General features: G+C 53.2%; 21 protein-coding genes. 12 read left to right on the forward strand and 9 right to left on the reverse strand.

Annotated elements, in window-relative coordinates; genetic code table 11:
* Positions 1–109 precede the first annotated feature (109 nt).
* The 6 genes from J0A68_RS03330 to J0A68_RS03355 all read left to right on the forward strand — a co-directional run bounded on the left by J0A68_RS03330 (position 110) and on the right by J0A68_RS03355 (position 8401).
* Positions 110–1396, forward strand: coding sequence for a M24 family metallopeptidase (locus J0A68_RS03330; RefSeq protein ID WP_206576763.1), 1287 nt, complete (start codon positions 110–112; stop codon positions 1394–1396).
* Positions 1397–1560: 164 nt separating this feature from the next.
* Positions 1561–2703, forward strand: a complete 1143-nt coding sequence (locus tag J0A68_RS03335) for a nitric oxide synthase oxygenase (RefSeq protein WP_206576764.1) — start codon at positions 1561–1563, stop codon at positions 2701–2703.
* A 104-nt stretch (positions 2704–2807) separates the two neighbouring features.
* On the forward strand, positions 2808–5639 hold the full coding sequence (gene uvrA / locus J0A68_RS03340) for an excinuclease ABC subunit UvrA (RefSeq protein ID WP_206576765.1): 2832 nt from the start codon (positions 2808–2810) through the stop codon (positions 5637–5639).
* An 83-nt stretch (positions 5640–5722) separates the two neighbouring features.
* Entirely contained in the window at positions 5723–6787 is a 1065-nt protein-coding gene (locus J0A68_RS03345) for a sensor histidine kinase (protein ID WP_206576766.1), read from the forward strand.
* A 2-nt stretch (positions 6788–6789) separates the two neighbouring features.
* Positions 6790–7521, forward strand: a complete 732-nt coding sequence (locus J0A68_RS03350; protein WP_206576767.1) for a LytR/AlgR family response regulator transcription factor — start codon at positions 6790–6792, stop codon at positions 7519–7521.
* 124 nt (positions 7522–7645) lie between these two features.
* Positions 7646–8401, forward strand: a complete 756-nt coding sequence (locus J0A68_RS03355) for a LytR/AlgR family response regulator transcription factor (protein WP_206576768.1) — start codon at positions 7646–7648, stop codon at positions 8399–8401.
* 108 nt (positions 8402–8509) lie between these two features.
* On the opposite strand, the gene J0A68_RS03360 is transcribed toward J0A68_RS03355, so the two are convergent.
* The 8 genes from J0A68_RS03360 to J0A68_RS03395 form a co-directional block, all read right to left on the reverse strand.
* On the reverse strand, positions 8510–8686 hold the full coding sequence (locus tag J0A68_RS03360) for a hypothetical protein (protein ID WP_206576769.1): 177 nt from the start codon (positions 8684–8686) through the stop codon (positions 8510–8512).
* Between the two features lie 325 nt (positions 8687–9011).
* Positions 9012–9770, reverse strand: a complete 759-nt coding sequence (locus J0A68_RS03365) for an SDR family NAD(P)-dependent oxidoreductase (protein WP_206576770.1) — start codon at positions 9768–9770, stop codon at positions 9012–9014.
* A gap of 83 nt (positions 9771–9853) precedes the next feature.
* Entirely contained in the window at positions 9854–10765 is a 912-nt protein-coding gene (locus tag J0A68_RS03370; RefSeq protein WP_206576771.1) for a helix-turn-helix domain-containing protein, read from the reverse strand.
* Between the two features lie 109 nt (positions 10766–10874).
* Entirely contained in the window at positions 10875–12224 is a 1350-nt protein-coding gene (locus J0A68_RS03375) for a PhoH family protein (protein ID WP_206576772.1), read from the reverse strand.
* A gap of 229 nt (positions 12225–12453) precedes the next feature.
* On the reverse strand, positions 12454–15390 hold the full coding sequence (locus tag J0A68_RS03380) for a DEAD/DEAH box helicase (protein WP_206576773.1): 2937 nt from the start codon (positions 15388–15390) through the stop codon (positions 12454–12456).
* A gap of 201 nt (positions 15391–15591) precedes the next feature.
* Complete coding sequence (locus tag J0A68_RS03385) at positions 15592–16212, reverse strand: lipoprotein signal peptidase (protein WP_206576774.1); 621 nt, start codon at positions 16210–16212, stop codon at positions 15592–15594.
* Positions 16213–16223: 11 nt separating this feature from the next.
* On the reverse strand, positions 16224–19595 hold the full coding sequence (gene ileS / locus J0A68_RS03390; protein ID WP_206576775.1) for an isoleucine--tRNA ligase: 3372 nt from the start codon (positions 19593–19595) through the stop codon (positions 16224–16226).
* 236 nt (positions 19596–19831) lie between these two features.
* On the reverse strand, positions 19832–20275 hold the full coding sequence (locus J0A68_RS03395) for a DUF6252 domain-containing protein (RefSeq protein WP_206576776.1): 444 nt from the start codon (positions 20273–20275) through the stop codon (positions 19832–19834).
* A 169-nt stretch (positions 20276–20444) separates the two neighbouring features.
* On the opposite strand from J0A68_RS03395, the gene J0A68_RS03400 reads away from it, so the two are divergent.
* Both J0A68_RS03400 and J0A68_RS03405 read left to right on the forward strand, forming a co-directional pair.
* Positions 20445–22445, forward strand: a complete 2001-nt coding sequence (locus J0A68_RS03400; RefSeq protein WP_206576777.1) for a tetratricopeptide repeat-containing sensor histidine kinase — start codon at positions 20445–20447, stop codon at positions 22443–22445.
* Between the two features lie 15 nt (positions 22446–22460).
* A complete protein-coding gene (locus tag J0A68_RS03405; protein WP_206576778.1) occupies positions 22461–23090 on the forward strand; it encodes a response regulator in 630 nt (209 codons plus the stop codon).
* Here J0A68_RS03405 and J0A68_RS03410 read toward each other — a convergent pair.
* A complete protein-coding gene (locus tag J0A68_RS03410; RefSeq protein WP_206576779.1) occupies positions 23087–24142 on the reverse strand; it encodes a hypothetical protein in 1056 nt (351 codons plus the stop codon). The genes J0A68_RS03405 and J0A68_RS03410 overlap by 4 nt on opposite strands.
* 178 nt (positions 24143–24320) lie before the next feature.
* Between J0A68_RS03410 and J0A68_RS03415 the strand changes: the two genes are divergently transcribed.
* The 4 genes from J0A68_RS03415 (at position 24321) to J0A68_RS03430 (ending at position 26191) form a co-directional block, all read left to right on the forward strand.
* The gene (locus J0A68_RS03415) at positions 24321–24653 is read left to right on the forward strand and encodes an ArsR/SmtB family transcription factor (protein WP_206576780.1); all 333 of its coding nucleotides are present in this window, start codon (positions 24321–24323) and stop codon (positions 24651–24653) included.
* A 38-nt stretch (positions 24654–24691) separates the two neighbouring features.
* A complete protein-coding gene (locus J0A68_RS03420) occupies positions 24692–25162 on the forward strand; it encodes a DUF6428 family protein (RefSeq protein ID WP_206576781.1) in 471 nt (156 codons plus the stop codon).
* A gap of 80 nt (positions 25163–25242) precedes the next feature.
* A complete protein-coding gene (locus J0A68_RS03425) occupies positions 25243–25875 on the forward strand; it encodes a low molecular weight phosphatase family protein (RefSeq protein ID WP_206576782.1) in 633 nt (210 codons plus the stop codon).
* Between the two features lie 139 nt (positions 25876–26014).
* Positions 26015–26191: a hypothetical protein gene (locus tag J0A68_RS03430; protein WP_206576783.1), complete on the forward strand. Its 177-nt coding sequence runs from the start codon at positions 26015–26017 to the stop codon at positions 26189–26191.
* Positions 26192–26202: the final 11 nt, after the last annotated feature.

Consider the following 26202-nt stretch of genomic DNA (forward strand, 5'->3'; position numbering starts at 1 on the left):
TATCCATAGAATCCCCCAGTCCCTTTTGAAAAGGGGGAGTGGCGCAATCAGGACTTCAAACCTTGTCAGAACCGACTATTTCTATTCCAATACAGCATCCTTTTAACCCATGAAACGAAGAAATTTTATCCATATGTCAGCACTCGGCGCAGGAAGCTCCCTTTTGGCTGCCGGCTCAGCCTTTGGCGCCAGCAAGTCCGACCCCATCGAAACCAAACTCGAACAACTGGCCTCCCGAGTCGCGGACGTAGTGCCCATCTCCATGGAGGAGCGGAAAGCCCGTGTAGCCAAAGCCCAGGACTTGATGGCCAAAAACGGCTTTGCCGCCATCGTCCTCGACTCGGGCACGACCATGAACTACTTCACGGCCATGACTTGGGGCCAAAGCGAGCGTCCCATGGTGGCGGTGATCCCCGCCAAAGGCGAGGTGAGCTTTGTCTGTCCCAAATTTGAGCAAGGCCGGCTCGAAGAGATGCTCGCCTCAGGCACGAAGCTCGGCGACAAGATCTATCCTTGGGAGGAGGACGAAAGCCCCTACGAGCAGGTGAAAAAGGCGATTTTGGATTCTGGAGTGACATCCGGCAAGATCGGGATGGAGGAGCGGGTCCGCTTTTTCATCGCGGATGGCGTAAGAAAAGTGTCTTCTAGTTTCGAAGTCGTGAGTGCCGATCCGATCACGATCCCTTGTCGGATCATCAAGTCCCCGGCGGAAATCGCATTGATGCAGCGAGCGACGGATATCACGATCGAAGCGATGAAGCTGGGTTTTGCCGCGCTCAAGGAAGGCGAGGCTCCTTCCCTCTTTTCTTCGGCCGTGGCCCAAGCCCACCAAAAGATGGGTGCGCGCCATGCCTTTGCGCTGGCGAACTCCGGCCCGGCCTCGGCTTTTCCACACGGCAGCTCCCAGCCCCAAATCCTGAAGAAAGGGGACGTGGTGCTAGTGGACTGCGGGGCTTTGGTACAAGGCTACAACTCCGACATCAGCCGTACCATCGTCTTTGGTGCGGAGCCGACGCAGCGCCAGCTGGACATTTGGAATCTGGAAAAAGAAGCCCAAGCTGCGGGCTACAAGGCCGCACAGCTCGGAGCTCCGCTGGAGGCAGTCGATGCCGCGGCGCGAAAAGTGCTTACCGATGCGGGTTTTGGGCCGGACTACAAGCTGCCGGGCCTGCCGCATCGTACCGGACATGGCATCGGCATGGACGGACACGAGTGGGGCAATGCCGTGCGTGGCAACAAGCAGCTCCTCGAACCCGGCATGTGCTTCAGCATCGAACCAAACATTTCCATCGTGGGCGAGTTTGGCGTGCGGCATGAAGACTGCGTGTACATGACTGCCGAGGGGCCCGTGTGGTTTTCCCAGCCCAGCCCCTCGATTTCCCAGCCTTTTGCTTAGTATGAACTAAGTCGGTCCGAGTCGCTGACCAACCTATGCGAGCAAGGTTGCCAATCGTCTGAACTTCAAGGATGGATTTTCGGTTTTCCGTGAAATCCATCCTTTTTTTGCGCGCATGTGCAGATGGCAAGGGAGAAAGGGTTTTGCTCAAGATTTATTCTACTATGAGGGAAAAGGCTGAAGCCTTTATCAGGCAATATTACCAAGAGAGTCAATTGGAGGGCGTGTCCGATCGATTGGAGGAAGTCGAAAAGCAGATTTTGGACCGAGGAACCTACGATCACAGGCCGGATGAGCTCAGCTATGGAGCCAAAGTCGCTTGGCGAAACAGCAATCGGTGTATCGGGAGGCTTTTTTGGAAGAGCTTGAAAGTCCGAGACCGCAGGGAGCTATCCGATCCCTCTGCCATTTTTGAAGACCTGATGGAGCATCTTGACTTTGCCACCAACGACGGGAAAATCCGCCCTGTCCTCACGGTCTTTTCGCCCAGCACAGAGCCAACGCAGACTGTGCGGATTTGGAATAAGCAGTTGATACGCTTTGCCGCGTACCGACAATACGACGGAAAGATACTGGGAGATCCGGAAAGTGTCGCATTCACCGAGCTGTGCGAGTCGCTGGGTTGGGAGGGAAAGAACACGGCTTTCGACGTGTTGCCCATCGTCATACAGGTCGGGAATCAGAGGCCGGAATGGTTTGAGATCCCAAAGGACAAGGTGAAGATCGTCCCGATCAGCCATCCGGCCAGTGATTGCCTGGATGAGCTGGGCTTGCAGTGGTATGCGGTGCCGGTGATTTCGGACATGGTTTTGGAGATAGGAGGGGTGGTGTATTCCTGCGCCCCTTTTAACGGCTGGTACATGCTGACCGAGATCGCGGCGAGGAATCTTGCGGACTCGTTCAGGTACGATCTCCTTCCGGTAGTCGCTGAGCGATTGGGCTTGGATACCGGTTCTAAAAGGGCGCTTTGGAAAGACAGGGCGCTGCTGGTGCTGCAGGAAGCGGTGCTGCATTCCTTCGAAACTGCGGGAGTGACGCTGGTGGACCATCATGAGGCTTCGGAGCAGTTTCTCGAGTTTTGTAGAATCGAAGCGGAAAAAGGCCGCGAAGTCCAGGCGGACTGGACATGGATCGTGCCGCCGACAGCCGGATCGACGACGGGGGTTTTTCACCGGGAATGGAAAAATGAGGTCCTTGAACCCAATTTCTTCTACGCTGATCCGGCTTGGAAAGCCTTGGACACCGAATATCCTGCAAAGGCATCGGGCTGCCCATTTCACGCGGTCGGGGAAAAGTCACTGATCTGACGTACATGCAAAAGCCCTGTCCATTGCGGGAGTAATCTTTGCGATTGGCTTACCCTTCCGCTTAAAATATTGTACCTTCGCTGCTTAGTCAAATTCCCCCTCCGATGAGTCAATCCCCTGCTTCACAGGAAGAATTTATTGAAATTTTTGGTGCCAGAGAGCACAACCTGAAGAATCTGGACATCAAGATCCCACGCAACCAGCTGGTGGTGGTGACGGGACTTTCGGGCAGCGGCAAGAGTTCCCTTGCCTTTGACACCATCTATGCCGAGGGGCAGCGCCGCTACATGGAGAGCTTTTCGGCCTATGCGAGGTCCTTCCTCGGCGGCATGGAGCGTCCCGATGTGGACAAGATCAACGGGCTCTCGCCGGTGATCGCCATCGAGCAAAAGACCACTTCCAAAAACCCCCGATCCACGGTCGGCACGGTGACGGAGATCTACGATTTCATGCGTCTGCTCTATGCCCGCGCCGGAGAGGCCTATTCCTATCTGACGGGCAACAAGATGATCCGACAGACGGAGGACCAGATCATCGAGCAGCTGTTTTCTAGATTTCAGGACAAAAAACTCTACCTCCTCGCTCCGGTGGTGCGGGGGAGAAAAGGACACTACCGGGAGCTCTTTGAGCAGATCCGCAAGATGGGCTTTTCCAAAGTCCGCGTGGACAATGTGGTCATGGAGATCGTGCCCAAGATGCAGCTCGACCGATACAAGATCCACGACATCGAGATCGTAATCGACCGCATCGTGGCGGACGAGTCGGACCGCTTCCGCATCACGCAATCCCTCAAGTCTGGCCTCCAGCACGGCAAGGGCGTGATCATGGTGCGGGAGGAAAGCGGCGAAATCCACCACTTCTCCAAGTACCTGATGGATCCGGAGACAGGCCTTTCCTACGACGAGCCTGCCCCGAATCTCTTCTCCTTCAATTCCCCCTATGGCGCTTGCCCGACTTGCAATGGCTTGGGCATCACGGAGGAGATTACCCGGGAAAGCATCATTCCCGATCCGAGTCTGAGCATCACCCGAGGGGGGATCGCCCCGCTGGGAGAATATCGCGACATCTGGATTTTCAAAAAAATCCAAGCCATCCTCAAGCACTACAAATGCAGCATCAGCACCCCGATCAAGGATCTGCCGGAAGAGGTGGTGGAGGTTTTGCTCTTTGGGGACAAAATCGAAGTGGCCGTGGACTCGGTGAAATACCCCGGCACACAGTGGAATACGACCTTTGAGGGAATCGTCAATTTCCTCCAAAAATACCAAGAGGGCTCCTCCGACAAGATCCAGGACTGGGTGAGCGAGTTTACGGTCACGCAGACCTGTCCGGACTGCGAGGGCTACAGATTGAAAAAGGAGGCCTTGCACTTCAAGATTGCCGAGCGGCACATCGGCGAGCTGGCCGTGATGGACATCAGAAGTCTATCCGATTGGTTTGAAGGCTTGGAAGAGCGCATCACCGAAAAGCAGAATATCATCGGAGCGGAAGTCCTGAAAGAAATCCGCAAGCGGATTGGCTTCCTCGTGGACATCGGGCTGGACTACCTTTCGCTCAACAGACCGCTGCGGACGCTTTCCGGAGGGGAAGCCCAGCGAATCCGTTTGGCAACACAAATTGGTACACAGCTCGTGGGCGTGCTTTACATCCTCGACGAGCCGAGCATCGGGCTGCACCAGCGCGACAACGAAAAGCTCATCAAGGCGCTCCAGAGTCTCCGCGACCTTGGCAACTCGGTGCTGGTAGTGGAGCATGACAAGGACATGATGCTGGCCTCGGACTTTGTCTTGGACATGGGGCCGGGGGCCGGAAGGCATGGCGGACAGGTCGTGGCGGCTGGCAAGCCCCAAGAAATCTTCAACAATGGCTCGGTGACGGCAAAGTACCTGAGCGGAAAGATCGGCCTGCCGATTCCCGCCGAGCGGAGAAAAGGGAAAGGCAAGAGCCTGATTCTAAAGGGCGCGACGGGCAACAACCTCAAAAACGTGACTCTGGAGCTGCCTTTGGGTACCTTGATCCTGATCACGGGCGTGTCTGGAAGCGGAAAAAGTACGCTGATCCACGAGACGCTGTATCCGATTTTGAACCGGGAATTTTACAACTCCAAAAAGGAGCCGATGCCTTTCGAAAGCATCGATGGACTCAAGGAGCTGGACAAGGTGATCGAAGTGGATCAGTCGCCCATCGGGCGTACGCCGCGGTCCAATCCGGCAACCTATACGGGCGTGTTCTCCGACATCCGCACGCTCTTCACCGAGCTGCCGGAAGCAAAAATCCGGGGATACAAGCCCGGCCGCTTCTCTTTCAACGTCAAAGGCGGTCGCTGTGAAGACTGCGAGGGTGCGGGCATGAAGCTGATCGAGATGGACTTTCTTCCCGATGTGCACATCCCCTGCGAGACCTGCAAGGGCAAGCGCTACAACAGGGAGACGTTGGAAGTACGGTTCAAAGGGAAATCCATCTCCGACGTACTGGACATGACCGTGGAGCAGGCGGTGGAGTTCTTTGAGTTTCAGCCAAAGATCCTCCGGAAAATCAAAACCCTCAACGAGGTTGGCCTGGGCTACATCACCCTGGGACAGCACGCGACTACCCTCTCTGGCGGCGAGGCACAGCGGGTGAAGCTGGCCACGGAGCTGTCCAAAAAAGACACCGGCAAGACCTTCTACATCCTCGACGAGCCGACTACGGGCCTCCATTTCCAAGACATAGACTTGCTGATGGGCGTATTGCAAAAGCTGGTGGACAAGGGGAATACCGTGCTGATCATCGAGCACAACCTGGACGTGATCAAAGTCGCCGATCGGGTGATAGACCTCGGGCCCGAAGGCGGAAACAAAGGGGGAACCATCGTCGTCCAAGGTACGCCTGAGGAGGTAGCGGCGCATCCCAAAAGCCATACGGGACGATTCCTGAAGGCCGAGCTAAACTCCTGAAATTGATACGAAAATCAAGCGCATCGCCCTTCCATCAAAATAAAAGTCCGCATTCCTCGACTGTGGCTAACTTTGGGTCGGTTATGAACAGAGTTAGGCTTTATTGGATTTTGCAAATTTTGGGATGGGGGAGTTTCGCCTTTGTCAACATCTTTTTTGCCTCCCTCTCCCGCGGAATCACGGCTGTGCAGCTCTGGGCCTTTGTGGTGCTGGCGGCGTTTTACCTCCTCTCTACCCATGCGCTTCGCCATGTGGTCAAGGCTTACGGCTGGTTTAGGCTGGGGATTTTCAGGCTTTTGATCCAGACGATTCTCGCGCTGCTGGCGCTGGCTGTGGCCAACGTGCTGGCGCAGATCCTGATCAACCTGGCATTTGGCACCCTGAAGCCCGAGGAGGACTTTCGCTCGCTGGTCATCACGGTCAACCTGTTCGTCAGCTTCCTCTACTACGCCTTTTGGTTTCTGCTGTATTTTCTTTTCCATTTCCTGGACAACTACAACAGCAGCCTCCGGTATGAGGCCAAGATCAACGAGATCCGACTCAACCACCTCAAAAGCCAGCTGAACCCACACTTCATCTTCAACGCGCTCAACTCCGTCCGCGCGCTGGTGGACGAAGACCCAGACAAGGCCAAGTCCGCCATCACCCGCATATCCAACATGCTGCGCTTTTCGCTGATGATGGACAAAAAGCAGGTCATCGACTTTGCCGACGAGCTAGCCACGGTGAAGGACTACCTCGCCTTGGAGTCGATCCGTTTTGAGGAGCGGCTGGAGGTGGTGTACCAGATAGAGGACGAGTCGTTTAGCTACAAAATCCCCCCAATGATGCTGCAGACTATCGTGGAGAATGCCATCAAGCATGGGATCTCCAATCTGGTCAAAGGAGGCCTCATCGAGATCAAATGCCGCGAGGGGCTGGAAAACGAACTGTATATCCAGGTGAAAAACAGCGGCTACCTCAATCCCAACTCCTCCAAAAGCCGCAAGGAAGACGGGGGGCATGGTTTGGAAAACACCCGGCAGCGCCTCAAGCTGCTCTACGGAGACCAGGCCAGCTTCCGGATTTTCAACTCGGGAAGCCAATTCGTAATCACCGAAATCAAAATTCCGAAACAAAGAGTTACTTTAGAATATCAAACCCAATAAATATGAGAGCCATTGTAATAGATGACGAAAGGCTTGCACGCAAGGAACTGATCAACCTTCTCAATCAATTGGAGACGGTGGAGGTCGTTGGAGAGGCAGTCAATGTGGATGATGCAAAAGAGAAAATAGACCAACTTCAGCCCGATGTGATTTTCCTCGACATCCAGATGCCGGAAAAGACAGGCTTTGACCTGCTGGAGGAGCTGGACCACGTGCCCCATGTCATTTTTACCACCGCCTACGACGAATACGCACTCAAGGCATTCCAAGTGAATGCCCTCGACTACCTGCTGAAGCCCATCGAGCCCAAGAGGCTGGAAGACTCCATCAACAAGCTGCTGGGCAAGATCGACGAGGTGTCCAAAAAAGAGGAAGAGCACGCCTCCAACCAAAAGAAGCTGACCTTGGAAGACCAGGTGTTTGTGAAGGACGGCGACAGATGCTGGTTTGTGAGACTGTCCAATGTGCGTCTTTTTGAGTCCGACGGCAACTACATCAAGGTGTATTTTGACAACTTCAAGCCCATGATCCACAAGTCGCTGAATGCCTTGGACGAGCGCTTGGACGAGAAGTCGTTCTTTCGCGCCAGCCGCAAGCACATCATCAACCTAGGCTGGGTGGAGGCCATCGAGCCTTGGTTTAACGGCGGCCTGGTCGTGACGCTCAAAGGCGGCGATCGTATCGAGGTCAGCCGCAGACAGGCTGCCAGATTCAAGGAGATGATGAGCCTTTGATTTTTTCATAGGCAAAAAAAAGCATTTGATTTCCGGAAGAAAAATTTGACATTAGGGGACTTATTTGGTAAGAGTACATCAAAAGAAGATTTTTCACACTTAAAACCACTCAATCGCTCCCGTTATGAAAGAAGAACGTATCCTGATAGTCGAAGACGACTTGAGTATCGCCGAGAACATCCAGGAGATACTTGAACTCTTGGGCTATGTGAATATCGACATCGCCAATTCGGCCAACCAGTGCATCAAGGTCATCAAAAAATACAGACCGGACTTGATATTCATGGATATCAAGCTGAAGGGCGACAAGGACGGAATCGAGCTCGGGGAGATTGTAAAGCAGATGGTGGACGCCCCTTTGGTCTTCGTCACTTCCTACAGTGACCCGACCATCATCGAGCGGGCCAAGCGTATCGCCCCCGCGGGTTTTATCGTGAAGCCTTTCAATACCAACGATATCCATGCGATCGTAGAGATCGTGCTCTACAACAAGCGTACAAAGCCCGCTCCAGAGGCCGCAGTGGTCAAGTCTGGCAACGAGAGTCCATTTCTGGTCAATGACGCTGTCTTCATCAAGGCCGACAATGCCTTTGAGCGCGTGCAGTACGACGACATCTACTACGTGGAGGCCAATGGCAACATGGTCACCATTTTCACCAAAAACAGGGACTACAGCATACGGAAATCCATGAAGGAGATCGAGGACATCCTGCCGTCCCACCTCTTCCTACGCGTGCAGAAATCCTACATCGTACACCTGGGGCAGATCGAGAGCTTCAATACCAAAGAGATCACGCTCAAGCAAAACAGCGTGATCCAGGTCGGTCGCCAGTACTACAACAGCTTCCTGGCCAAGCTCAATACCATCACTGAAAGTTAATAGACCCCTGGAGGGTTTTTCGACAGAGGGCAAACAAAAAGGCGGGCAAAACCCGCCTCTTTAGATTAACCAAACAATCAACCAAATTAACCCTTACGAGTATGTTTTTCAGGAAATCCCGAGTGATCGGGATTTTTCGATTTTGTAGATGCTGACCTGATGGAGTTCAGGGTTTTTGTCAGTTTCCAATCCGATTTGTGTAGTTGGTTTAGTTGTTTCAAATCGGGCAGTTTGTCTTTCGAGGTTGGTTTCAACCTTGGCTTTGACGACGATGGTGATTGCCATTGCAAATCCCAGGGCCGCACAGACGTTTTTTTGAGAAAAGATTGCAGTAGTCATGGCAGTAAATAATGTTGGTTTGTTTTCGTGATAGCCTTAATGCCAAAAGGCGACCAAACTTTAAAAAATGGCTTGTTTGGCTGCATTTGGCCTTTTGGGGTTTTTGGCCTGTTCGCCTGCGTACACTGTTTCGCCAAGTACGGACAAAAAACCGAACAAAATTCGGTATCTGGCCATTGTATGATTTGACCAAAAAATTGTCTTCATCGGGGACGATCTGTCCAAAATGAGAATAAGCTGCCATGGGGCAGCTTATTTTTTGTCGGGGCTGTCAGATGTTGATTCCGCCGCTGACTTCGATCCTCTGACCGCTGATCCATCTGGCGTCTTCGCTGCAGAGGAAGGCGACTACCCCTCCTATATCCTCGGCGTTGCCGACCCTGCCGAGAGGAGAGAGGCTGCTGAGCCTTTCTTTGAGCTGGGGATTGCTTCGGATAGCGGCATTGTTGAAGTCGGTCTCGATCGGGCCTGGTGCGACCACGTTTGCCCGGATGCCCCGGGAGCCGAGCTCCTTGGCCAGGTACTTGGTGAGCGTTTCGATGGCTCCTTTCATGGAGGCGTAGATGGAATAGCCGGGGTTGACGAAGCGGGTGGTGCCGCTTGAGATGGTGACTATCCCTCCGTCGTTGTTGAGGCTTGGAAGGAGCTTTTGGGTAAGGAAGAACACACCTTTATAGTGGGCATTCATAAAGAGGTCAAACTGCTCTTCCGTCGCCTGCTCGAAGGGAATCGTGCCGCCCATTCCCGCATTGTGTATGAGGAAGTCAATCCCGGAAGCGTCAAATTCCGCCGCGAGCACCGTTTGTAGTCTTTTTGCAAATTCATCCAATCCGCTCAGATGGCTTAGGTCCAGCGGAATCGCTCGGGCCTTTCCTCCAAGTGCCTCGATTTCTTGTACGGTAGCGTCGGCCAAGCCTTGGTTGCTTTGATAGGTAAGGATCACATCGAGTCCTTTTTCAGCCAATCTCAAAGTCATGTCTTTTCCCAGGCCTCGGCTTCCGCCCGTCACCAGCGCAATTTTCTTTTTCATAGTAGCTTGTCTTTTGATCGGTACAAAACTGGGGTTTTCCGAGGCATGGCTGTTTGCGGGGATCAATCCAATTTTTGCGAAAATCAAATCAGGACTCGGCTGCGGTATTGGAGAGGCGAAGAGCCCGTGTGTTTTTTGAAAAAATTGGAAAAGTGGGCGGTCTCCTCGAAGCCCAAGCTGGCGGAGATCTCCGAGATGTTCCAAGGCGTCTCCTTGAGCAGGTACTGTGCCTCCTTGGCGATCCTCCCGTTGATAATCGAGGAGGTGGTCAGCTCGGTGGACTCTTTTAGGGCCTTGTTCAGGTAGTTGACATGCAGAGAGAGTCTATCCGCAAAGTCCCTGGGCGAGCGTAGCCGGATCTTCTGCTCGGGACTCTCCAGCGTAAACTGCCTTTCCAGCAACTCCAAAAACAGCGCGGTGATCCTCTTGGAGGCATTTTGTGGGCTGTGCTGGCTCGGGACAGGCTGGAGTTTTTGTCCAAAATGGATCAGCTCCATGACGTAGTTTTTGATCAGATCGTATTTGAAAGGGTAGTCCGAGTTGAGCTCGGCGTTCATTTTTTCAAAGTGCGCGCGCAGCTGCCCATACTGCTTTCCGTCCAGCAAAAACACCGGATGGAAGTCAGAGTGAAAGAGAGGGAGCTCGTCAAAGCCACTTCCATCGCCGTTTCTGGGGAGAAAGCTGTCGGTAAATACACAGAAAAAACCTTCCTGATCCAAGTCTTGCGGAAGGTAGTGGTAGGGCACTCTGGGGGTGGAGAAAAGCAAAGCGTATTCCTGCACCTCGATTACCTCATCGGCGTATTCCACTTTGTTTTTTCCGTGGATCAGGCTGATTTTATGGTAAGTCCGCCGATTGTAGGACATGGGAGGTTTGCCTTTGGCCTGCCGATAGAGCTCGCTCACGTCAAAAATATTGAAATGGCCCACGTTCTTTTGCAGCGCTGTGGGTGGCTCTTGGTTGATCTCCCTGTAGAACTCGCTCAGATCTCGCATCTTTCCAGTTGTAAAATTCAAAGTTCAAAAACAGCCAATGCTCCAGATAGATTCCCCGGCATAAAAAAAGCTGCCCAATCGGGCAGCTTTTTCTTTACGGGATGGCGTGTCAGAGCAGTTCGTTTGCCAGGTTGGCCAGCTCGGATCTTTCGCCTTTCTCCAGCTTGATGTGGGCATAGAGCGGGTGGTCTTTGACCCGGTCGATCAGATAGGACAGGCCGTTGGACTGGGAGTCCAGGTAGGGCGTATCGATTTGGAAGACGTCCCCGGTGAAGATGATCTTGGTGTTTTCGCCGGCCCGGGAGATGATGGTCTTGATCTCGTGTGGCGTAAGGTTTTGCGCCTCGTCCACGATGAAGAAGATGTTGGAAAGCGACCTGCCCCGAATGTAGGCCAGGGGCTGGATGACCAGTTTTTCCTGGTTGACCAGCTCGGTGATCTTTTGGAACTCCTTGTCGGTCTCCTTGTATTGGTTTTGGATAAACTTCAGGTTGTCCCAAAGCGGCTCCATGTAGGGATTTAGCTTGGACTTGATGTCGCCGGGCAGGTAGCCGATGTCCTTGTTGGACAGGGGCACGATCGGCCGGGCAAGGAAGATCTGCTTGTACTCCCGTCTTTGCTCCAGTGCTCCTGCGAGTGCAAGCAGGGTTTTGCCCGTGCCTGCCACACCCTGTATGGATACCAGCTTGATGGCGGGGTTGGTGATCGCGTGCAGTGCAAAAGTCTGCTCGGCGTTTTTCGGTTTGATGTTGTAAGCTAGGCGCTTATCCACTCTTTCCAGGACGTTTTCCTCCGAGTTGTAGAAGGCCAAGACGGAGTTTTTCTCGCTTTTGAGGATGTAGTAGGCGTTTGACTTTCGCTTTCTGGTACCCAAGACAGTTTTGGCCTCGATGTAGCCCTGCTCATAGAGCTTGTTGATCGCCTCGGGATCCACCTCGTCCATCACGTATTTGCCCGTGTTTTCGAGCTCGGTGATGTTTTTGATTTTACCGGTCTCATAGTCCTCAGCGTTCACGTTGAGGGATTTGGCCTTGAGGCGCAGGTTGATGTCCTTGGATACGAGGATGACCCGGCGGGTCTTCTCGGTTTCCATGAGGTGGACGGCGACATTGAGGATTTTGTTGTCGTTTTTGTCCTCGCCAAAGATCTCCACGGCGTTGCGCTCGTTTTTGGGATGGTGCATCATCACCTTGAAGTTGCCCTTGGTCTTCCCGTTGAGCGGGGTCCACTCGTGGATCATGTGGTCGGCGGAGAGCTTGTCTAGCAATCGGATAAACTCACGCGCCTCGAAGTTTTTGGTGTCATTGCCCTTTTTGAACTGGTCCAGTTCCTCCAGCACCGTAATGGGGATCACCACGTCGTGCTCGGCAAAATTCATGATGGAGTTGTGTGCGTACAGGATCACGGAAGTATCCAGCACAAAGATTTTCCGATCTTTATCGGACTTGGCTCTAGGCATGCGCAGGAAAATTGTAGTGGTAATGTGTTGAAATAATTTAAAGAATTATCTCCGTGAAAAGCCACTATGCCGGGAAAAATTATGGTTAAGAATTGTCAAGTAGCCGGTAGTCCGTTGACAATCATAAGGATAAAAATGACAAGTTGGAAAGTGTGAAGGTTGCAATGTGGCAAAGTGATTCACGATTGATCTCGACTTTACCACCTTGCCACCTTAGCACTTTTTTACCTTAATCCAGAAGCGCCCGGATGTCGTCGTTGTCCAGGCTCTTCATGAAGCTTTCCTCGTTGCTGATGAGCTCGCCGGCGAGGGCCAGCTTCCGATCCTGCAGGGCCATGATCTTTTCCTCCACAGATCCGCGGGTGATGAATTTGTAGATGATGACCTTGTTTTCCTGTCCGATGCGGTGTGCCCGGTCGATGGCTTGCGCCTCGACGGCGGGATTCCACCAGGGATCGAGGAGAAAGACATACTCCGCTTTGGTGAGGTTGAGCCCGACGCCACCCGCCTTGAGGGAGATGAGGAAGACCTTCACGTTTTCATCCGTCTGGAATCGCTCTACTTGCGCCTGACGGTCTTTGGTCGCGCCGTCCAGGTAGGCGTAGGGGATGCCCTGCTCATCGAGGTACTCGCGGACGATGCTCAGATGCCGCACGAATTGGCTAAAGACAAGCACCTTGTGGTTTTCGGAGATGGTCTCCTGGAGCATGTAGGTGATGTCCTCCAGCTTGCCGGATTCGTCTTGGTAGTCCTCGCGGACTAGCTTGGGGTGGTTGGCGATTTGCCTGAGCTGCGTCAGGCCGCGCAGCAGGGTAAACTGCTGGGAGCCTCGTCCGCCTCCGGCCAGCTCGCCGATGATTTTCTCGCGGTAATAGCTTTTTACCTCCTCATAGACCTTTTCCTGCTCGGCGGTCATGTCCGAGTACTTCACGTTGGTGACTTTTTCCGGCAGGTCTTTGGCCACCTGGGACTTGAGTCGACGCAGGATGAAGGGCTTGATCATCGCATGGAGGCGGCTGGCCTTGTCCTTGTCGTTTTGCTTCTCGATAGGCTGCAGGTACTGCTTTTTGAACAGGTTTTGGTTGCCCAAAAGTCCCGGATTGACAAAGTTCATCTGGGACCAGAGATCCATGGTGCCGTTCTCCACAGGCGTGCCCGTGAGGATGAGACGGCGCTTGCTTTTCAGCTTGTTTACCGCCATGGCGATGTTGGAGGTCGGGTTTTTGATCGCCTGGGACTCGTCCAGGATGACGTAGTTGAAATAAAAGTCCTTGAGGATGTCCACGTCCAGCCTCACAATCCCATAGGAGGTCAGCACGATGTCGTAGCCGCGAAACTTCCAGGGATCTTTCAGTCGCTGCGTGCCGGAGTAGACGAGGATTTTCAGGTCTGGTGTGAATTTTCTTGCTTCCAGTTCCCAGTTGTAGATCAGGGAGGTAGGCATGACCAGCAAGGAGGTGAAGCCCGGGTTTTCCATCTTTTCGTGGGCCAGGAGTGCCAAAGTCTGCACGGTCTTACCCAGACCCATGTCGTCAGCCAGGCAGCCGCCAAACTGGTATTCGTTGAGGAAACGGAGCCAATTGTAGCCCGCGTGCTGGTAGGGGCGCAGGATGCCGTCGAAGTTTTCCGGCAAGTCGTAGTCGTCGATGGAGTCGAAATTGCGCAGGCGCTCCAGCTTCAGGCTGAGGTTGAGTCGGATGAGTTCGCCATTTTGCAGCTCGCGCGCAAAGGCCAGATGGTGCTTTCGCAGCACCAATTCTTCGGTGGAGCGCTCTTCGATGAAATTGAAGAGCTCCGAGTAGTTGACAAACCAAGAGGACGGAATCACTGCGGTCTCGCCGTTGGGCAGCTCAAATTCGGTTTTGCCCTGGATGATCAGCTTGCGGATTTTTGCAAAGGGCACGAGGTAAACGCCAAACTTGATTTGCGCTTTGACGTCAAACCAGTCGATGTTTTCATTGACCTCGATGGAGATCTGTGCCCGGCCGATATGGAAGGTTTTGCCGCTCAGGCTGCCGCGCTGCTCGATCTTGATCTTGTTTTCCCGCAGGTAGTCCTCGTTGTTGCCCAGCCACTCAAAGGCCTTGGTCTTGGGCAGGGCAAACTTGCCGTGGGAGAACACCATCTGTTTTTTCTTCAGGATGGTCTCAAACTTCTTTTCCACCTGCTCGGCGCGGACGGTTTTCCAGAAGGTGAAGTTCCCCTCATGCTCCTCAAATCGACAGGAGTTTCCGCTGCCTTCCTTGTCCTTGGCCATGATGCCAAAGTCAAAATCCCCATACTTGAAGCGGAGTTGGAAGACGATGATGTCTTCGTTGAGGTTTTCGGTTTCTCCCCCAAAGAGGTCCGCGCCCGAGCCGCCCGGCAGCTCGTTGAAAGTAAGCAGGGTCTCGGGACTGCCCTGCTCGGTGTGGATTTCAAATCCCTTGGCGACCACGTCAAACTGCGTGATCAGCGCCGCGACAAACTTCCGGTAGTATTCCAGCTCAAACTTGCGCTCGACCATGATGCGGCTCTTGGCGAGAAATGGCTGCAGTTTTTTGCCATCCACGTCATTTTTGAAGTGGTAGAGGTTTTGGTTGACGATCAGCCAGGCCGGATCCTTGCAGATCAGATAGCCGCCCTGGTGCTGCCAGTCTAGCTGGCTGCCCTGGAATCGTACCTTGGGATAGTATTGTGTATTGTATTCGCCTTTTTCGAAGTGGAAAATGACCGTAGCCGGCTCGGCATTGACGGTGATCTCCTTCCAGGTGGGATTGCCGTCGGAGCCCATCTCAAACAGGCGCTTGCCGATCAGCAACGGCAGGATCTTGGCCCGCTTGATCTCCAGGTTTTTGAAGAGGAGCTCCTGTATCGTCTTGTCGGTGGTCTTGGAATCAAAGACCTTCTGCAAAAAATCCTTGGGTCGGATGTTCCCCTTTTTCATGTAAGGCTTGATGACCACTTCAGGCTGCATGGAGTCCATGAGCTTGATCAGGTCATAGTCTGCCTTGTTCATTCCCGCGTCAAAGTCCGCCGCATTGGCAGAACTGATGTTTTGATAGGCCAATGAGAGCCTGCCTTTTTCGTCTAGTTGAATAGCGAAAGATTCGAACAGTAAACCCAAATACTCATGACTGAAAATGGAATATACTATCTGAAAAGGTTGATCAGAATGAACTATCATAACAGGGTATTATAATATATAGCAATAGCCAAATACCTACTGCGACATATCAGGGGATTAAGGTTGGTGTATGGATATACAAATTGAAAATTACTCAAAATGAGCTTTGATTTGAAAAAGTAGCCTCGTTTTTTGAAAAAATACCATGAAAAAGGCCCGAAATTTAAAAATTCGGACCTTCAATTGGATTATTTTTGATTTCTACTTGAGGGTTTCCACTTCCTCGGGACTGTGTTCTTCCTTCTTGTCGGGGAAAAAACGGTTTTGGAAGATCAGGATGATAGCCACTCCGATGAAGATGGAAGCGTCGGCTACGTTGAAGATAGGCCACAGCGCGGTGTAGCTACCGCCCCAAAGCGGAATCCACTCCGGCACATATCCTTCCCAAATATCAAAATAGAACATGTCCACCACCTGTCCATGAAACCAGGCCGTGGGGGCGTTGTAGGGGGCATTGTCCAGCCACACTCCGTAGAAGATCGAGTCGACCAAGTTGCCGATCGCGCCGCCCAGGATCATGGCTATGCAGAGGATGTAGACTGGATGGTTTTTCTTTTCGATGATGTGGGCCAGATAGTATCCTATCCCGACCATCGCCACGAGGCGAAAGGAGGTCAGGATCATCTTGCCGTACTCCGACCCCAGCTCCATGCCAAAGGCCATCCCGGGATTGGTGGTGTAGTGGAGCTTAAACCAGTCTCCGAAGATCGGGATCTGGCCCGGCGTGCCAAAATCCATCTGGAAGTGTACCAGCATCTTCACCACTTGGTCGATAGCGATCACCAGCAGGGCGATGCCGAAATATTTCACGTATTTATTCATCTGCTACAGGCTTAGGCCTTTTCTACTTTTACGGCCAACTCAAACTCATCCATGTCCAACAAGGTCCCCTCGGCGACTTCGGCCAGGCTCAAGGCCAAGGCTTGCGTCTCCGACTGGATGTAGGGGCCAAAGGCCGAAACGGCGGCATTTACCAGTTCGTTGTCCTCGGACACCAAGATGTTGATCTTATCCTGTACTTCCAATCCCATTTCTTTTCGCAGATTCTGGATGCGGTTGACCAGATCGCGGGCGATGCCCTCCTGCTTCAGCTCCTCGGTGAGGGTCACGTCCAGCGCCACGGTCACGCCCGCGTCGGTAGCGACAGACCAGCCCGGGATGTCCTGGGAGGTGATGAGCACCTCTTCCAGCAGCAGTTCGATGGATTCCCCTTCGAGCTGTACGGCGATCTTGCCTTCGCGCTCGATCTGGGCGATTTCCTCCTGGCTCCAGGCATTGATCGCGGCAACTACGAAGCGCATTTTCGGCCCCAGCTTTTTGCCCAAAAGAGGCAGGTTGGGCTTTACGTTTTTCACCAAAATACCCGATGCATCGTCCAAAAACTCGATGGTCTTGATGTTCACTTCGGACTTGATCAGCTCGGCCACGTGCTCGATCTGGGCTTTGGTTTTGGCGGAAAGCACCGGGATCAGGATACGCTGGAGCGGCTGGCGTACTTTCAGCTTTTCTTTCTTTCGCAGCGAGTGTACCAAAGAAGAAATGTTCTGTGCCAGATCCATGCTTTCTTCCAGGTCGGTATTGATCAGGGCGGAGTCGGCAGAGACCCAGTCGGTCAGGTGGACGGATTCCTTGCCGGCGTCGCTGGCTTCGTTCAGGTTTTTGTACATCCAGTCCGCGTAGAACGGCGCAAAGGAAGACATCAGCTGGCTCAGTGTCATTAGGCACTCGAAGAGCGTCTCGTAGGCGGCCTGCTTGTCCGGGTTCATGTCGCCTCTCCAGAATCGCTTTCTGGCCAGACGCACGTACCAGTTGGACAGCTGGTCCACGGTGAAGTTCATGATGGCGCGAGTGGCCTTGGTGCCGTCGTAATTGTCCATGGCGGCTTCCACCTCGGCGATGAGGGACTGCAGCTTGGAGATGATCCACTGATCGAGCTCTGCACGCTCGCTCACCGGTACGGACTTGGATTTGTCATAGACAAAGGCATCCAGGTTGGCGTAGAGCGCGAAGAAGTTATAGGTGTTTTGAAGGGTGCCAAAGAAGCGACGCTGCACTTCGGTGACTCCGTCCAGGTTGAATTTCAGGTTGTCCCAAGGATTGGCATTGCTGAGCATGTACCAGCGCAGGGCGTCTGGGCCGTATTCTTTCAGGGTTTTGAAAGGATCGACGGCGTTGCCCAATCGCTTGGACATCTTGTTGCCGTTTTTGTCCAGCACGAGGCCGTTGGCGATGACGTTTTTGAAAGCCACGCTGTCAAAGAGCATCACGGCGATGGCATGCAGGGTAAAGAACCAGCCACGGGTCTGATCCACGCCCTCGGCGATGTAGTCGGCTGGATAGTTGGCTTTGAAGATGTCCTCGTTTTCGAAAGGAAAATGCCACTGCGCATAGGGCATGGCTCCGGAGTCAAACCAAACGTCGATCAGATCCGGCTCGCGGAACATTTTTTCGCCCTTGTCCGACACCAACACCACGTCGTCCACATAAGGTCTGTGTAGGTCCAGTTCCTTGCCTTCGTAAGGTGATTTTTCCATAAAGCCCGCGGCGATGGATTTTTCGATCTCTGCGTTCAGCTCAGCGATGGAGCCTATGCATTTTTCTTCTGTCCCGTCCGAAGTTCTCCAGATAGGAAGCGGCGTACCCCAGAATCTGGAGCGGCTGAGGTTCCAGTCCACGAGGTTTTCCAGCCAGTTGCCAAAGCGGCCCGTGCCGGTCGCCTCAGGCTTCCAGTTGATGGTTTTGTTGAGCTCCACCATGCGGTCCTTGTAAGCGGTGGTTTTGATAAACCAGCTTTCCAGCGGATAGTAGAGCACCGGCTTGTCCGTTCTCCAGCAGTGTGGATAAGTGTGCTCGTATTTTTCGACCTTGAAGGCCTTGTTTTCATTTTTCAGGATGATGGAGATGATTACGTCGGTGTTTTTGTAGTCCGCCGCGGATTCATCGTCCTCGGTGTAGTTTTTTACATAGAAATCATCCACGCCGTACTCTTTATGCGCGGTGATGCCATGCTCCTGCATTTTGGCAGCGAGGTATTCTCCGACTACTGGCAGAAATTTTCCGCGCTTGTCCACTACCGGGATGTCGTTGCCCAGCTCGTCTTTGACAAATACTCCAGGAACGTTGTTTTGCACCAAAGTCCGAAAGTCATCCGCACCAAAGGCTTTGGCCAGGTGCACGATTCCGGTACCGTCTTCGGTGGTCACGTAGTCTCCGGATACGACGGTGAAGGCTGGATTTGGCAATGCCAAGGCATCGATCGGGAACAATTGCTCGTACTCCCAGCCCAGCATCGCTTTGCCTTTGAACTCCTCGATGACCTCGTAGGGGATGAGCTTGTCACCCGCTTTGTAGTCTTCCAGCTTCAGTTCGGCCGCTTTGGCATTGAGGTAGGCGGACATTCTGGCTTTGGCCAAGACTACCGTCACCGGCTCGTGGGTATAGGGGTTGAAAGTCTTCACTTTCACATAGTCCAGGTTCTCGCCGATGGCCAGGGCCGAGTTGGAAGGCAAAGTCCATGGCGTCGTTGTCCAAGCCAGGATGTAGGTGTTTTTCTCCCCCTTCAGCTTAAACTGGGCCGTGATGGAAGTATCCTTGACATCTTTATAGGTACCAGGCTGGTTGAGCTCGTGGGAAGAGAGGCCCGTACCAGCCGCCGGAGAATAAGGCTGTATGGTGTAGCCTTTGTATAAGAGATCTTTGTCGTAAAGCTGCTTGAGCAGATTCCAAAGCGTCTCGATGTACTTGGAGTCAAAGGTGATATAGGGATCGTCCAGATCGACCCAGTAGCCGATTTTTTCAGTCAGGTCATCCCACTCGTTTTTGAAGCGCATGACCGTCTCTCGGCACTTGCGGTTGTATTCCTCGACGGTGATTTTTTTGCCGATGTCCTCCTTGGTGATGCCGAGCTCCTTTTCCACCTGAAGCTCCACAGGAAGTCCGTGGGTATCCCAGCCGCCTTTTCGCTTCACCTGAAAACCTCTCAGGGTCTTGTATCGGCAGAAAATGTCCTTCAGCGCCCGGGCCATCACGTGGTGAATGCCTGGGGTACCGTTGGCCGAAGGCGGGCCTTCAAAAAAGGTGAAGGTTTCGGCGCCGTCGCGGTTGGCGATGGACTTTTCGAAAATCTGGTTTTCTTTCCAATACTGAAGGACGGATTCTCCGATTTGGGGATAATCCACCTGTTTAAATTCCTGGTACGTTTTCACAATTTCCTTTCTTAAGGGCAAGTAGGTGAAGAAAAGGGGAGGGCAGTACTGCCATCCCGCTCAAAACAAGCCACAAAGATAGCAGATTTGGGTTTCTGGGGAAGGAATTTGCAAACACAGCCGGGAAGATTGGCAGCGGGGAATTTTGCGGACGAAAAATGGGAGCGGTTTTCGCCGCTCCCTAGCATCCAGCAGAGGATATCCAATCAAAAAATCCCTTTTCTGGATAGTTGCCCTTAGCGGGCGATGTTGACGTCGGTAAAGGTGCCGTTGGTGATACTGACCTCCGGACCGGAGCCGCTCATGGGTTTCGCCTTGAACGAAAAGGTGCCCGAGGCCTTGTTGCCGTCCAGTTTGGTGATGACCAAGGTGCCGGAAGTGGCGCTGTGGACGACTTGGTCCGCAGTGGTCCAGATGGCATTCCCCTTGAGGTCAAAGTTGCCGGTACGTTCGGCGTCCAGCGTCAAAGCCATGTTGGAGCGGTCGGTGGCTCCGGCTCCGATTGCCCAGACGGTAAAGCCCGCCACCTTGGTAAGCTGGCTGTTGCCCGAGCCTTGCCAGGCTTTTCCGTCCACGCTAGCTTCTACATTCAGGGAGCCAGCGGGGATTTCATCCTCCTTGTCCGGACAGGCGAAAAAGACAAAGGCCAAAAGAGCCAAAAGTAGAGATTTGATTTTCATGTTTTTCTTGGCAAGTTCTCCCTTCTCCTCCATATGCGCGATCCCCTGCTTTTGGTAAATGATATCCGTGCTGGTGGGTATTTTTTATCCAAAAAAGCGGATGAAAAAAAGCAATCCGCAAGGCGGGGAGGTTTGAAAAGCCGACTATTGACTTTATTTTGAGCGATTAATGATCACCCCCTTGCCCAAGATTGCCGTCATTTCCATGCTTTTTGTGCTGCTCGCCCAGGCGCTGGGAGGGCCGGCGTATGGCCAAGACCGGCTGGACAGCCTGGATGCGGTGTACCGGGATATGGCCCGGCCGGATTCCATCCGGTACAAGGCGGCCCAGGAGCTGAGCTTTTCCCTGATTTTTTCCGACGGGCCTAGGGCCAAATCCTTGATTTTGAAAGCGATGGGGCAGGCGCAAAAGGAGGCCCCGGACTCCAAGTCCTACTGGGAGCTCTACCAAAACCTGGGGATCTACTATGATGTCAACCAGCAGACAGACAGCTCCTTTACCATCTTTTCGGAGATTTTGGAAAAAAGCCGGGAGAAAGGCTGGCGGGCGATGGAGCAGCGCTCCAACAACAACCTCGGCATGAGCAGTCTCAACTCCTCCGACTATAGAAACGCCATCGAATACTTCTCGGAGGCCCTGTCCCTCGCCCGGAAAAACCCGGCAGCCAAGGAGACGGACTGGGTCAACTACCTCTCTAACCTCGGTCTGGCCAATCAGGAGCTCCTGCTCTACGACCAAGCCATCAAGTACCATCTGGAGGCGCTGGCGATACGCGAGCGCAGCGCCGACTCCAATGGCATTGCCATCTCCTGCGCCAATCTGGGAATCTGCTACAACCTCATGCAGGAAGAGTCCCAGGCTATTGCCTATTTCCAAAAGGCGATCCACCACGCCCAGCTCGCCGGCAACAAGGTGCTCTACCATCGGGTGCATGACAACCTCGGCAGCCTGTACATCGGGATGAACGAATACGCCAAAGGTCTGGAGATGCTGAAGATCGCGCTGGATACCTCGGACGGCTTTGTGATGGATCCCAAGATGGAATTGAGCATCGTGAGCAATTCAGCCGCGGCCCTGGTGGCGATAGGACGTGTGGATGAGGCCCTGGGCTTCGCAAACCGGGGTGAAAAGATCCTCCAAGACTACCCCCACTTGGTCAACTATTCCCTGACGCTCACAAACTCCCTTGCCAAAATCCATTTCAGAAAAGGCGATTTTGACAAAGGAAACGCCTACCTGGAGAAATATCAGGACGTCAGCAAGCTGGTATTCAACGAGGAAAACGCCGAGCTGCTGACGGACCTGCAGGTGAAGTACGATCTGGAGAAAAAGGAAAGCCAGATTGCCCTCCAAAATGCCGAGCTGCAGGAGAAGAATGCCATCCTACAGCGGAACTACTTTGCCTTTGCGGCACTGGGCCTGCTCTTTCTTTTGGGTCTGGGTACCTTTGTCTACTATCAAAACCGTGCAAAACGAAAGCAAGAGCTGCTGGTCAAGGACCGTGAGCTCAAGGTGAAAGAGGCCTATATCCAGGCTTCCCTCGAATCCCAAGAACAGGAGCGCCGTAGGATGGCCCAGGATCTGCACGATGGGTTTGGGCAGTACATCTCCGCCCTGAGGATGTACGTCACCCAGCTGAAGAGCGGAAAAGCCAAGGAAGAACTGAAGTCCGAGCTGGTCAGCCGTACCGACTCGGTGCTGGATGAGATGTCCAGGGAAATCAGCAACGTGGTCTACGACCTCATGCCGGCCACGCTGATCCGCTTTGGGCTGAAGAGCGCCCTGGAGGATCTTGCCCATCGCATCAATGCCGGGCAAAAAGTCCACTTGGAGCTGGACTTTGGGAAGACGCTGGGCAGGATGGACGAGCTGGTGGAGATCAACCTCTTTCGCATCTGCCAGGAGTGGGTCAACAATGTCCTGAAATACTCCGGTGCGACGCATATCCTCCTCTCACTCAGCGAGGAGTCCGGGCGGGTCACCTTGGGAATAAAGGATGACGGACTCGGGTTTGACCAGTCGGTGTTTGTCCACAGCAAGCGAAACGGCTGGAAAAACATCAACACCCGGGCGGGACTGCTCAGTGCCGAGCTCAGCCTGCACACCGAGAAGGGTAGGCGAGGCACCGAACTTTTTGTGCGATTTCCTTATGTTTATCGCGTCAATTGACCAATTTTTCGGTAGATGAAGATTTTGCTAGTAGACGATCATAGGATTCTGTTGGATGGGCTGCGGTTTTTGCTCCAGTCCGGGGAGGAAGAAGCCGAGGTAAGCACGGCCAGCTCCGTGGAGGAGGCTTGGGATATGCTGCGCAAAGACCCGCCGGAATTGGTCATCTCGGATATCTCTGTGCCAAAGGTAGGAGGCATTGCCTTTGCCAAGCAGGTGAGGGAGCACTATCCCCTGATCAAGGTGATCTTCCTCAGCATGCACGAGCAGCCCCACCTGGTGCGGGAGGCCCTTGCCACGGGAGCGGAAGGCTACGTGCTGAAAAAGTCAGCCCACGAGGAGCTGCTCAAAGCCGTGAAGGAAGTGATGGGAGGTGCGCTTTATTTCAGCAATGAAATCCACAAGATACTCGTGCAGCGCCTGCGCTTTCCCGAAGATGAAAAAATCCTGAGCCAGCGGGAAAAGGAAGTCCTAAACCTGATTTTTGAGGAGCTTTCCAACAGGGAGATCGGCGAGCAACTGCACATCTCCGAGCGCACGGTGGAGACCCATCGGAAGAATATCTACCAAAAAACAAAGACCAACTCGCTGGTTGGTCTTTTGAAGTTTGCCTTGGAAAATAATCTGGTGTCTGGACTCAACTAGTCCTTGGACAGTTCGACGAAGTTGGCCACTCCGGTATCGATGAGGTCTTTCATGGCACCGGAGGCAGCGCTCACGTAGGCATCATGGTCGCATTCCGCAAAGTGCGACGCCACGGTCACCTGATCTCCAGAAGTCATCACGAGCTGGGTGTAGCCTGTTTTGGAAAACATGTCCGACTGGGCAGCGGTCGTCTCCCTGAGTTTTTTGTCCTTGAAAACCCCCTCAAAAGAAACCGCTTTCTTGGGTTCTGCCTTGGCATGAAACAGTGGGCTTCCTCCTATGTCCAAGCCTGAGATAAACTGCACGCGGGTAGGGATGATGGCAGCTCCGAAACTGGCCAGGTTTCTGTTGTTTTCGCTTGCGTCAAAGTTGGGATCGATGCGGTAGTTGATGTCTGCCTTGACCGAAGTGCTGTTGGTGAAGGCGGAGGCGTCAGCGTCCAGGTTGACAAACGGGAACACGAAGGTGACGTCGGCGATGAAGACATTGTCCATTTCCTTGGAGATTTTTGGAGTCGGATCTACCAATCCGCCGCCCATTTTTTGCTTGCCGCTTTTGGTGATGGACTTCACGAGGTAGTCATAGCCTGTCGGCGTCACCATCACAAAACCCTGGGCCTGCTCATCGGAAGAGGCTCCTCCCTTTACTTTGGTCCAGTCCTGGAAGTACTCGAACTTGGCCGCTTCGTCCGGGCTCATGATCTCAAAGCCTTGGCTGGTGATTTGGCTCACAAACGACTGGTAGGCCTCGTCGATCATCTTTTGGAAGTCCGGTACGTCCACGCCTTGGATCTGAACGCCCATTTTGGTCATGGTGCCGGAGGTGAAAGTGGTGCGGTTGGCGCGTTCGGATTTTGAGCTCGAAGTTTTGGCGGAAGCTTCCTCATAGACTTCGAAGTAGGCGTTGAAGCTTTTGATGAAGACTTTTTTGGGTGCTTTTGAGCCTTGGTTCTTTTTGTTGTAGCTGGTGACTTTCATGTCCTTCTCAGTCAACACGGTGCCGGGTGCCATCTCCAAAAACAGGAGAAGAAATACTAGAAGTATGCTTTTCATAATTCAGTCTGGTTAGTTGAGGATAAAATTCCTGCATTTCCAGGCCTGGTGAAATACCCATTTTCGGGCAATTGCTATCCGTGGTAGTACGTATTGAGGCGCTTGTTCCCTAAAATTTCGGGATCGGTTTGGAAATTTGGATCTTTGTATCGTAATATTGCAATAAATAAATCTGACCATGGGAGTAACCCAATCGCATCTTTTCACCGAGGATCAAAACCAGCTGGCCCTGATCGCCAAAGCCATCGCCCACCCGGCGCGCATTGCCATCATCCAGCACCTGATCAAGACCAAGTCCTGCATCAATGGGGATCTGGTGTCCGAGATCGGGTTGGCGCAGGCGACGATCAGCCAGCACCTCCGGGAGCTGAAGGAGGTGGGGATCATCCAGGGGACCATCGAGGGAACCAAAATCAACTACTGCATCCATCCCGAAAAGTGGAACGAGCTCAAAAGCCTGTTTCAAAACTTCTTTGAGAGCTATAGCGCCTGCTGCGACTCTTCCTGCTAAAAAATTTGAACCCATTCATCGTAATAAAGCAATAAATCATGAAGCTATCCGAAGCAAAACAAATCCTGGCCGGAGCCGAAACGATTTCCTTTCAGCTTCCCAATGGCCAACTCGTGCCCTCCCACTTCCACGTGACCGAGATCGGGCTGGTGGACAAACACTTCATCGACTGCGGAGGTACGGTCCGCAAAGAGCAAAAGGTCAATTTCCAACTTTGGAATGCGGATGACTACGACCACCGCCTCCATCCCGAGAAGCTGGTACACATCATCGAGCTCTCCGAGCGCGTGCTGAATATCCCCGATCTGGAGATCGAGGTGGAGTATCAGGGAGACACCATCGGCAAATATGGCCTGGGCCATGATGGCAGCGCCTTCCTCCTGACCACCAAGATGACCGACTGCCTGGCCAAGGACCAATGCGGGATTCCCGCGGAGAAGCCGAAAATCCGCCTTTCCCAGCTCAATGCCCAATCCAGCTGTGCCCCCGGCTCCGGCTGCTGCAACTAGGCAATCAAGCCAGACCGGCCAGGTTTAGATACCTGACCGGTCTCACTGCTTTTTACTCTCAATCCCACGCCAGTATTACCATGCTAGACCAATTCCAGACCTGCACTCCCCAGCTTGCAGAGACGCTCCGCAAAGCCCAGCTATTGCCTATTTCCGAGGAAAGAAAGACTGTTTTGGGTCCTTTGATCCAATACATCCAAGAGAAGATCGACCAAGGGCAGGAGATCAACCTGAACTTCATCTGCACACACAACTCCCGCCGCAGCCAGTTTTCCCAAGTGTGGGCCAAGACTGCCGCCGAGTTCCATGGACTTGCCATCAACAGCTACTCCGGCGGCGTGGAGGTGACGGCCTTCAATTCCAGAGCGCTGGAGTCCCTGAAGCGGAGCGGCTTTCGGGTCAGTTCCAAAGAAAACGGGTCAAACCCGACCTACTTCCTTTTTCACTCGGATACCGCCGATCCCATCGTGGCTTTTTCCAAGCTGTTTGACGACCCGGCAAACAAAGCCTCGCAGTTTGCCGCGGTGATGACCTGCGGCCATGCGGACGAAAACTGCCCCTTCATCCCCGGCACGGAGCAGCGCATCGCGGTGCGCTACGAGGATCCAAAGGCCTTTGACGACACGGAGCTGGAGTCCGAAAAGTACGATGAGCGATCCCTGCAGATCGCCTCGGAGATGCTTTATGTTTTTGACAGCTTAAAGCACGAATGAAATTAGAAGCCAAGGGTTTAGCGGGTCTGAGGGGCTTGGCTTTATTTTTGAGCCAAAAAAATACATAGTCGGCAGGAATCAATTTCACCGATTTGGCTATTTTCATTCCTCTCAATCATCACTTAATCCAAGCACTTTTATGACCGAACAACAAAAACAAGCGCTCGAAGAGGCCATTGCGGCACTGAAAGGCAAACTGACCGGCGACATGTTTGCCGACATGGAAACCCGTGACGAGATCCACAACCTGGAGATGCAGCTGAAAGGTGTGAAGCCTATGGACTCGCATTTTGACTGCATCGGCTGCGGAAGCTAACCCGTTCCGTT

The sequence above is a fragment of the Algoriphagus oliviformis genome, from assembly GCF_017254915.1.
GTDB lineage: Bacteria > Bacteroidota > Bacteroidia > Cytophagales > Cyclobacteriaceae > Algoriphagus > Algoriphagus oliviformis.

What these genes read in the sequence shown, in the direction of transcription:
- J0A68_RS03330 (WP_206576763.1), top strand. Translation starts at nt 110, where the DNA reads ATGAAACGAAGAAATTTTATCCATATGTCAGCACTCGGCGCAGGAAGC.
- J0A68_RS03335 (WP_206576764.1), top strand. Translation starts at nt 1,561, where the DNA reads ATGAGGGAAAAGGCTGAAGCCTTTATCAGGCAATATTACCAAGAGAGT.
- uvrA (WP_206576765.1), top strand. Translation starts at nt 2,808, where the DNA reads ATGAGTCAATCCCCTGCTTCACAGGAAGAATTTATTGAAATTTTTGGT.
- J0A68_RS03345 (WP_206576766.1), top strand. Translation starts at nt 5,723, where the DNA reads ATGAACAGAGTTAGGCTTTATTGGATTTTGCAAATTTTGGGATGGGGG.
- J0A68_RS03350 (WP_206576767.1), top strand. Translation starts at nt 6,790, where the DNA reads ATGAGAGCCATTGTAATAGATGACGAAAGGCTTGCACGCAAGGAACTG.
- J0A68_RS03355 (WP_206576768.1), top strand. Translation starts at nt 7,646, where the DNA reads ATGAAAGAAGAACGTATCCTGATAGTCGAAGACGACTTGAGTATCGCC.
- J0A68_RS03360 (WP_206576769.1), bottom strand. Translation starts at nt 8,686, where the DNA reads ATGGCAATCACCATCGTCGTCAAAGCCAAGGTTGAAACCAACCTCGAA.
- J0A68_RS03365 (WP_206576770.1), bottom strand. Translation starts at nt 9,770, where the DNA reads ATGAAAAAGAAAATTGCGCTGGTGACGGGCGGAAGCCGAGGCCTGGGA.
- J0A68_RS03370 (WP_206576771.1), bottom strand. Translation starts at nt 10,765, where the DNA reads ATGCGAGATCTGAGCGAGTTCTACAGGGAGATCAACCAAGAGCCACCC.
- J0A68_RS03375 (WP_206576772.1), bottom strand. Translation starts at nt 12,224, where the DNA reads ATGCCTAGAGCCAAGTCCGATAAAGATCGGAAAATCTTTGTGCTGGAT.
- J0A68_RS03380 (WP_206576773.1), bottom strand. Translation starts at nt 15,390, where the DNA reads ATGATAGTTCATTCTGATCAACCTTTTCAGATAGTATATTCCATTTTC.
- J0A68_RS03385 (WP_206576774.1), bottom strand. Translation starts at nt 16,212, where the DNA reads ATGAATAAATACGTGAAATATTTCGGCATCGCCCTGCTGGTGATCGCT.
- J0A68_RS03395 (WP_206576776.1), bottom strand. Translation starts at nt 20,275, where the DNA reads ATGAAAATCAAATCTCTACTTTTGGCTCTTTTGGCCTTTGTCTTTTTC.
- J0A68_RS03400 (WP_206576777.1), top strand. Translation starts at nt 20,445, where the DNA reads ATGATCACCCCCTTGCCCAAGATTGCCGTCATTTCCATGCTTTTTGTG.
- J0A68_RS03405 (WP_206576778.1), top strand. Translation starts at nt 22,461, where the DNA reads ATGAAGATTTTGCTAGTAGACGATCATAGGATTCTGTTGGATGGGCTG.
- J0A68_RS03410 (WP_206576779.1), bottom strand. Translation starts at nt 24,142, where the DNA reads ATGAAAAGCATACTTCTAGTATTTCTTCTCCTGTTTTTGGAGATGGCA.
- J0A68_RS03415 (WP_206576780.1), top strand. Translation starts at nt 24,321, where the DNA reads ATGGGAGTAACCCAATCGCATCTTTTCACCGAGGATCAAAACCAGCTG.
- J0A68_RS03420 (WP_206576781.1), top strand. Translation starts at nt 24,692, where the DNA reads ATGAAGCTATCCGAAGCAAAACAAATCCTGGCCGGAGCCGAAACGATT.
- J0A68_RS03425 (WP_206576782.1), top strand. Translation starts at nt 25,243, where the DNA reads ATGCTAGACCAATTCCAGACCTGCACTCCCCAGCTTGCAGAGACGCTC.
- J0A68_RS03430 (WP_206576783.1), top strand. Translation starts at nt 26,015, where the DNA reads ATGACCGAACAACAAAAACAAGCGCTCGAAGAGGCCATTGCGGCACTG.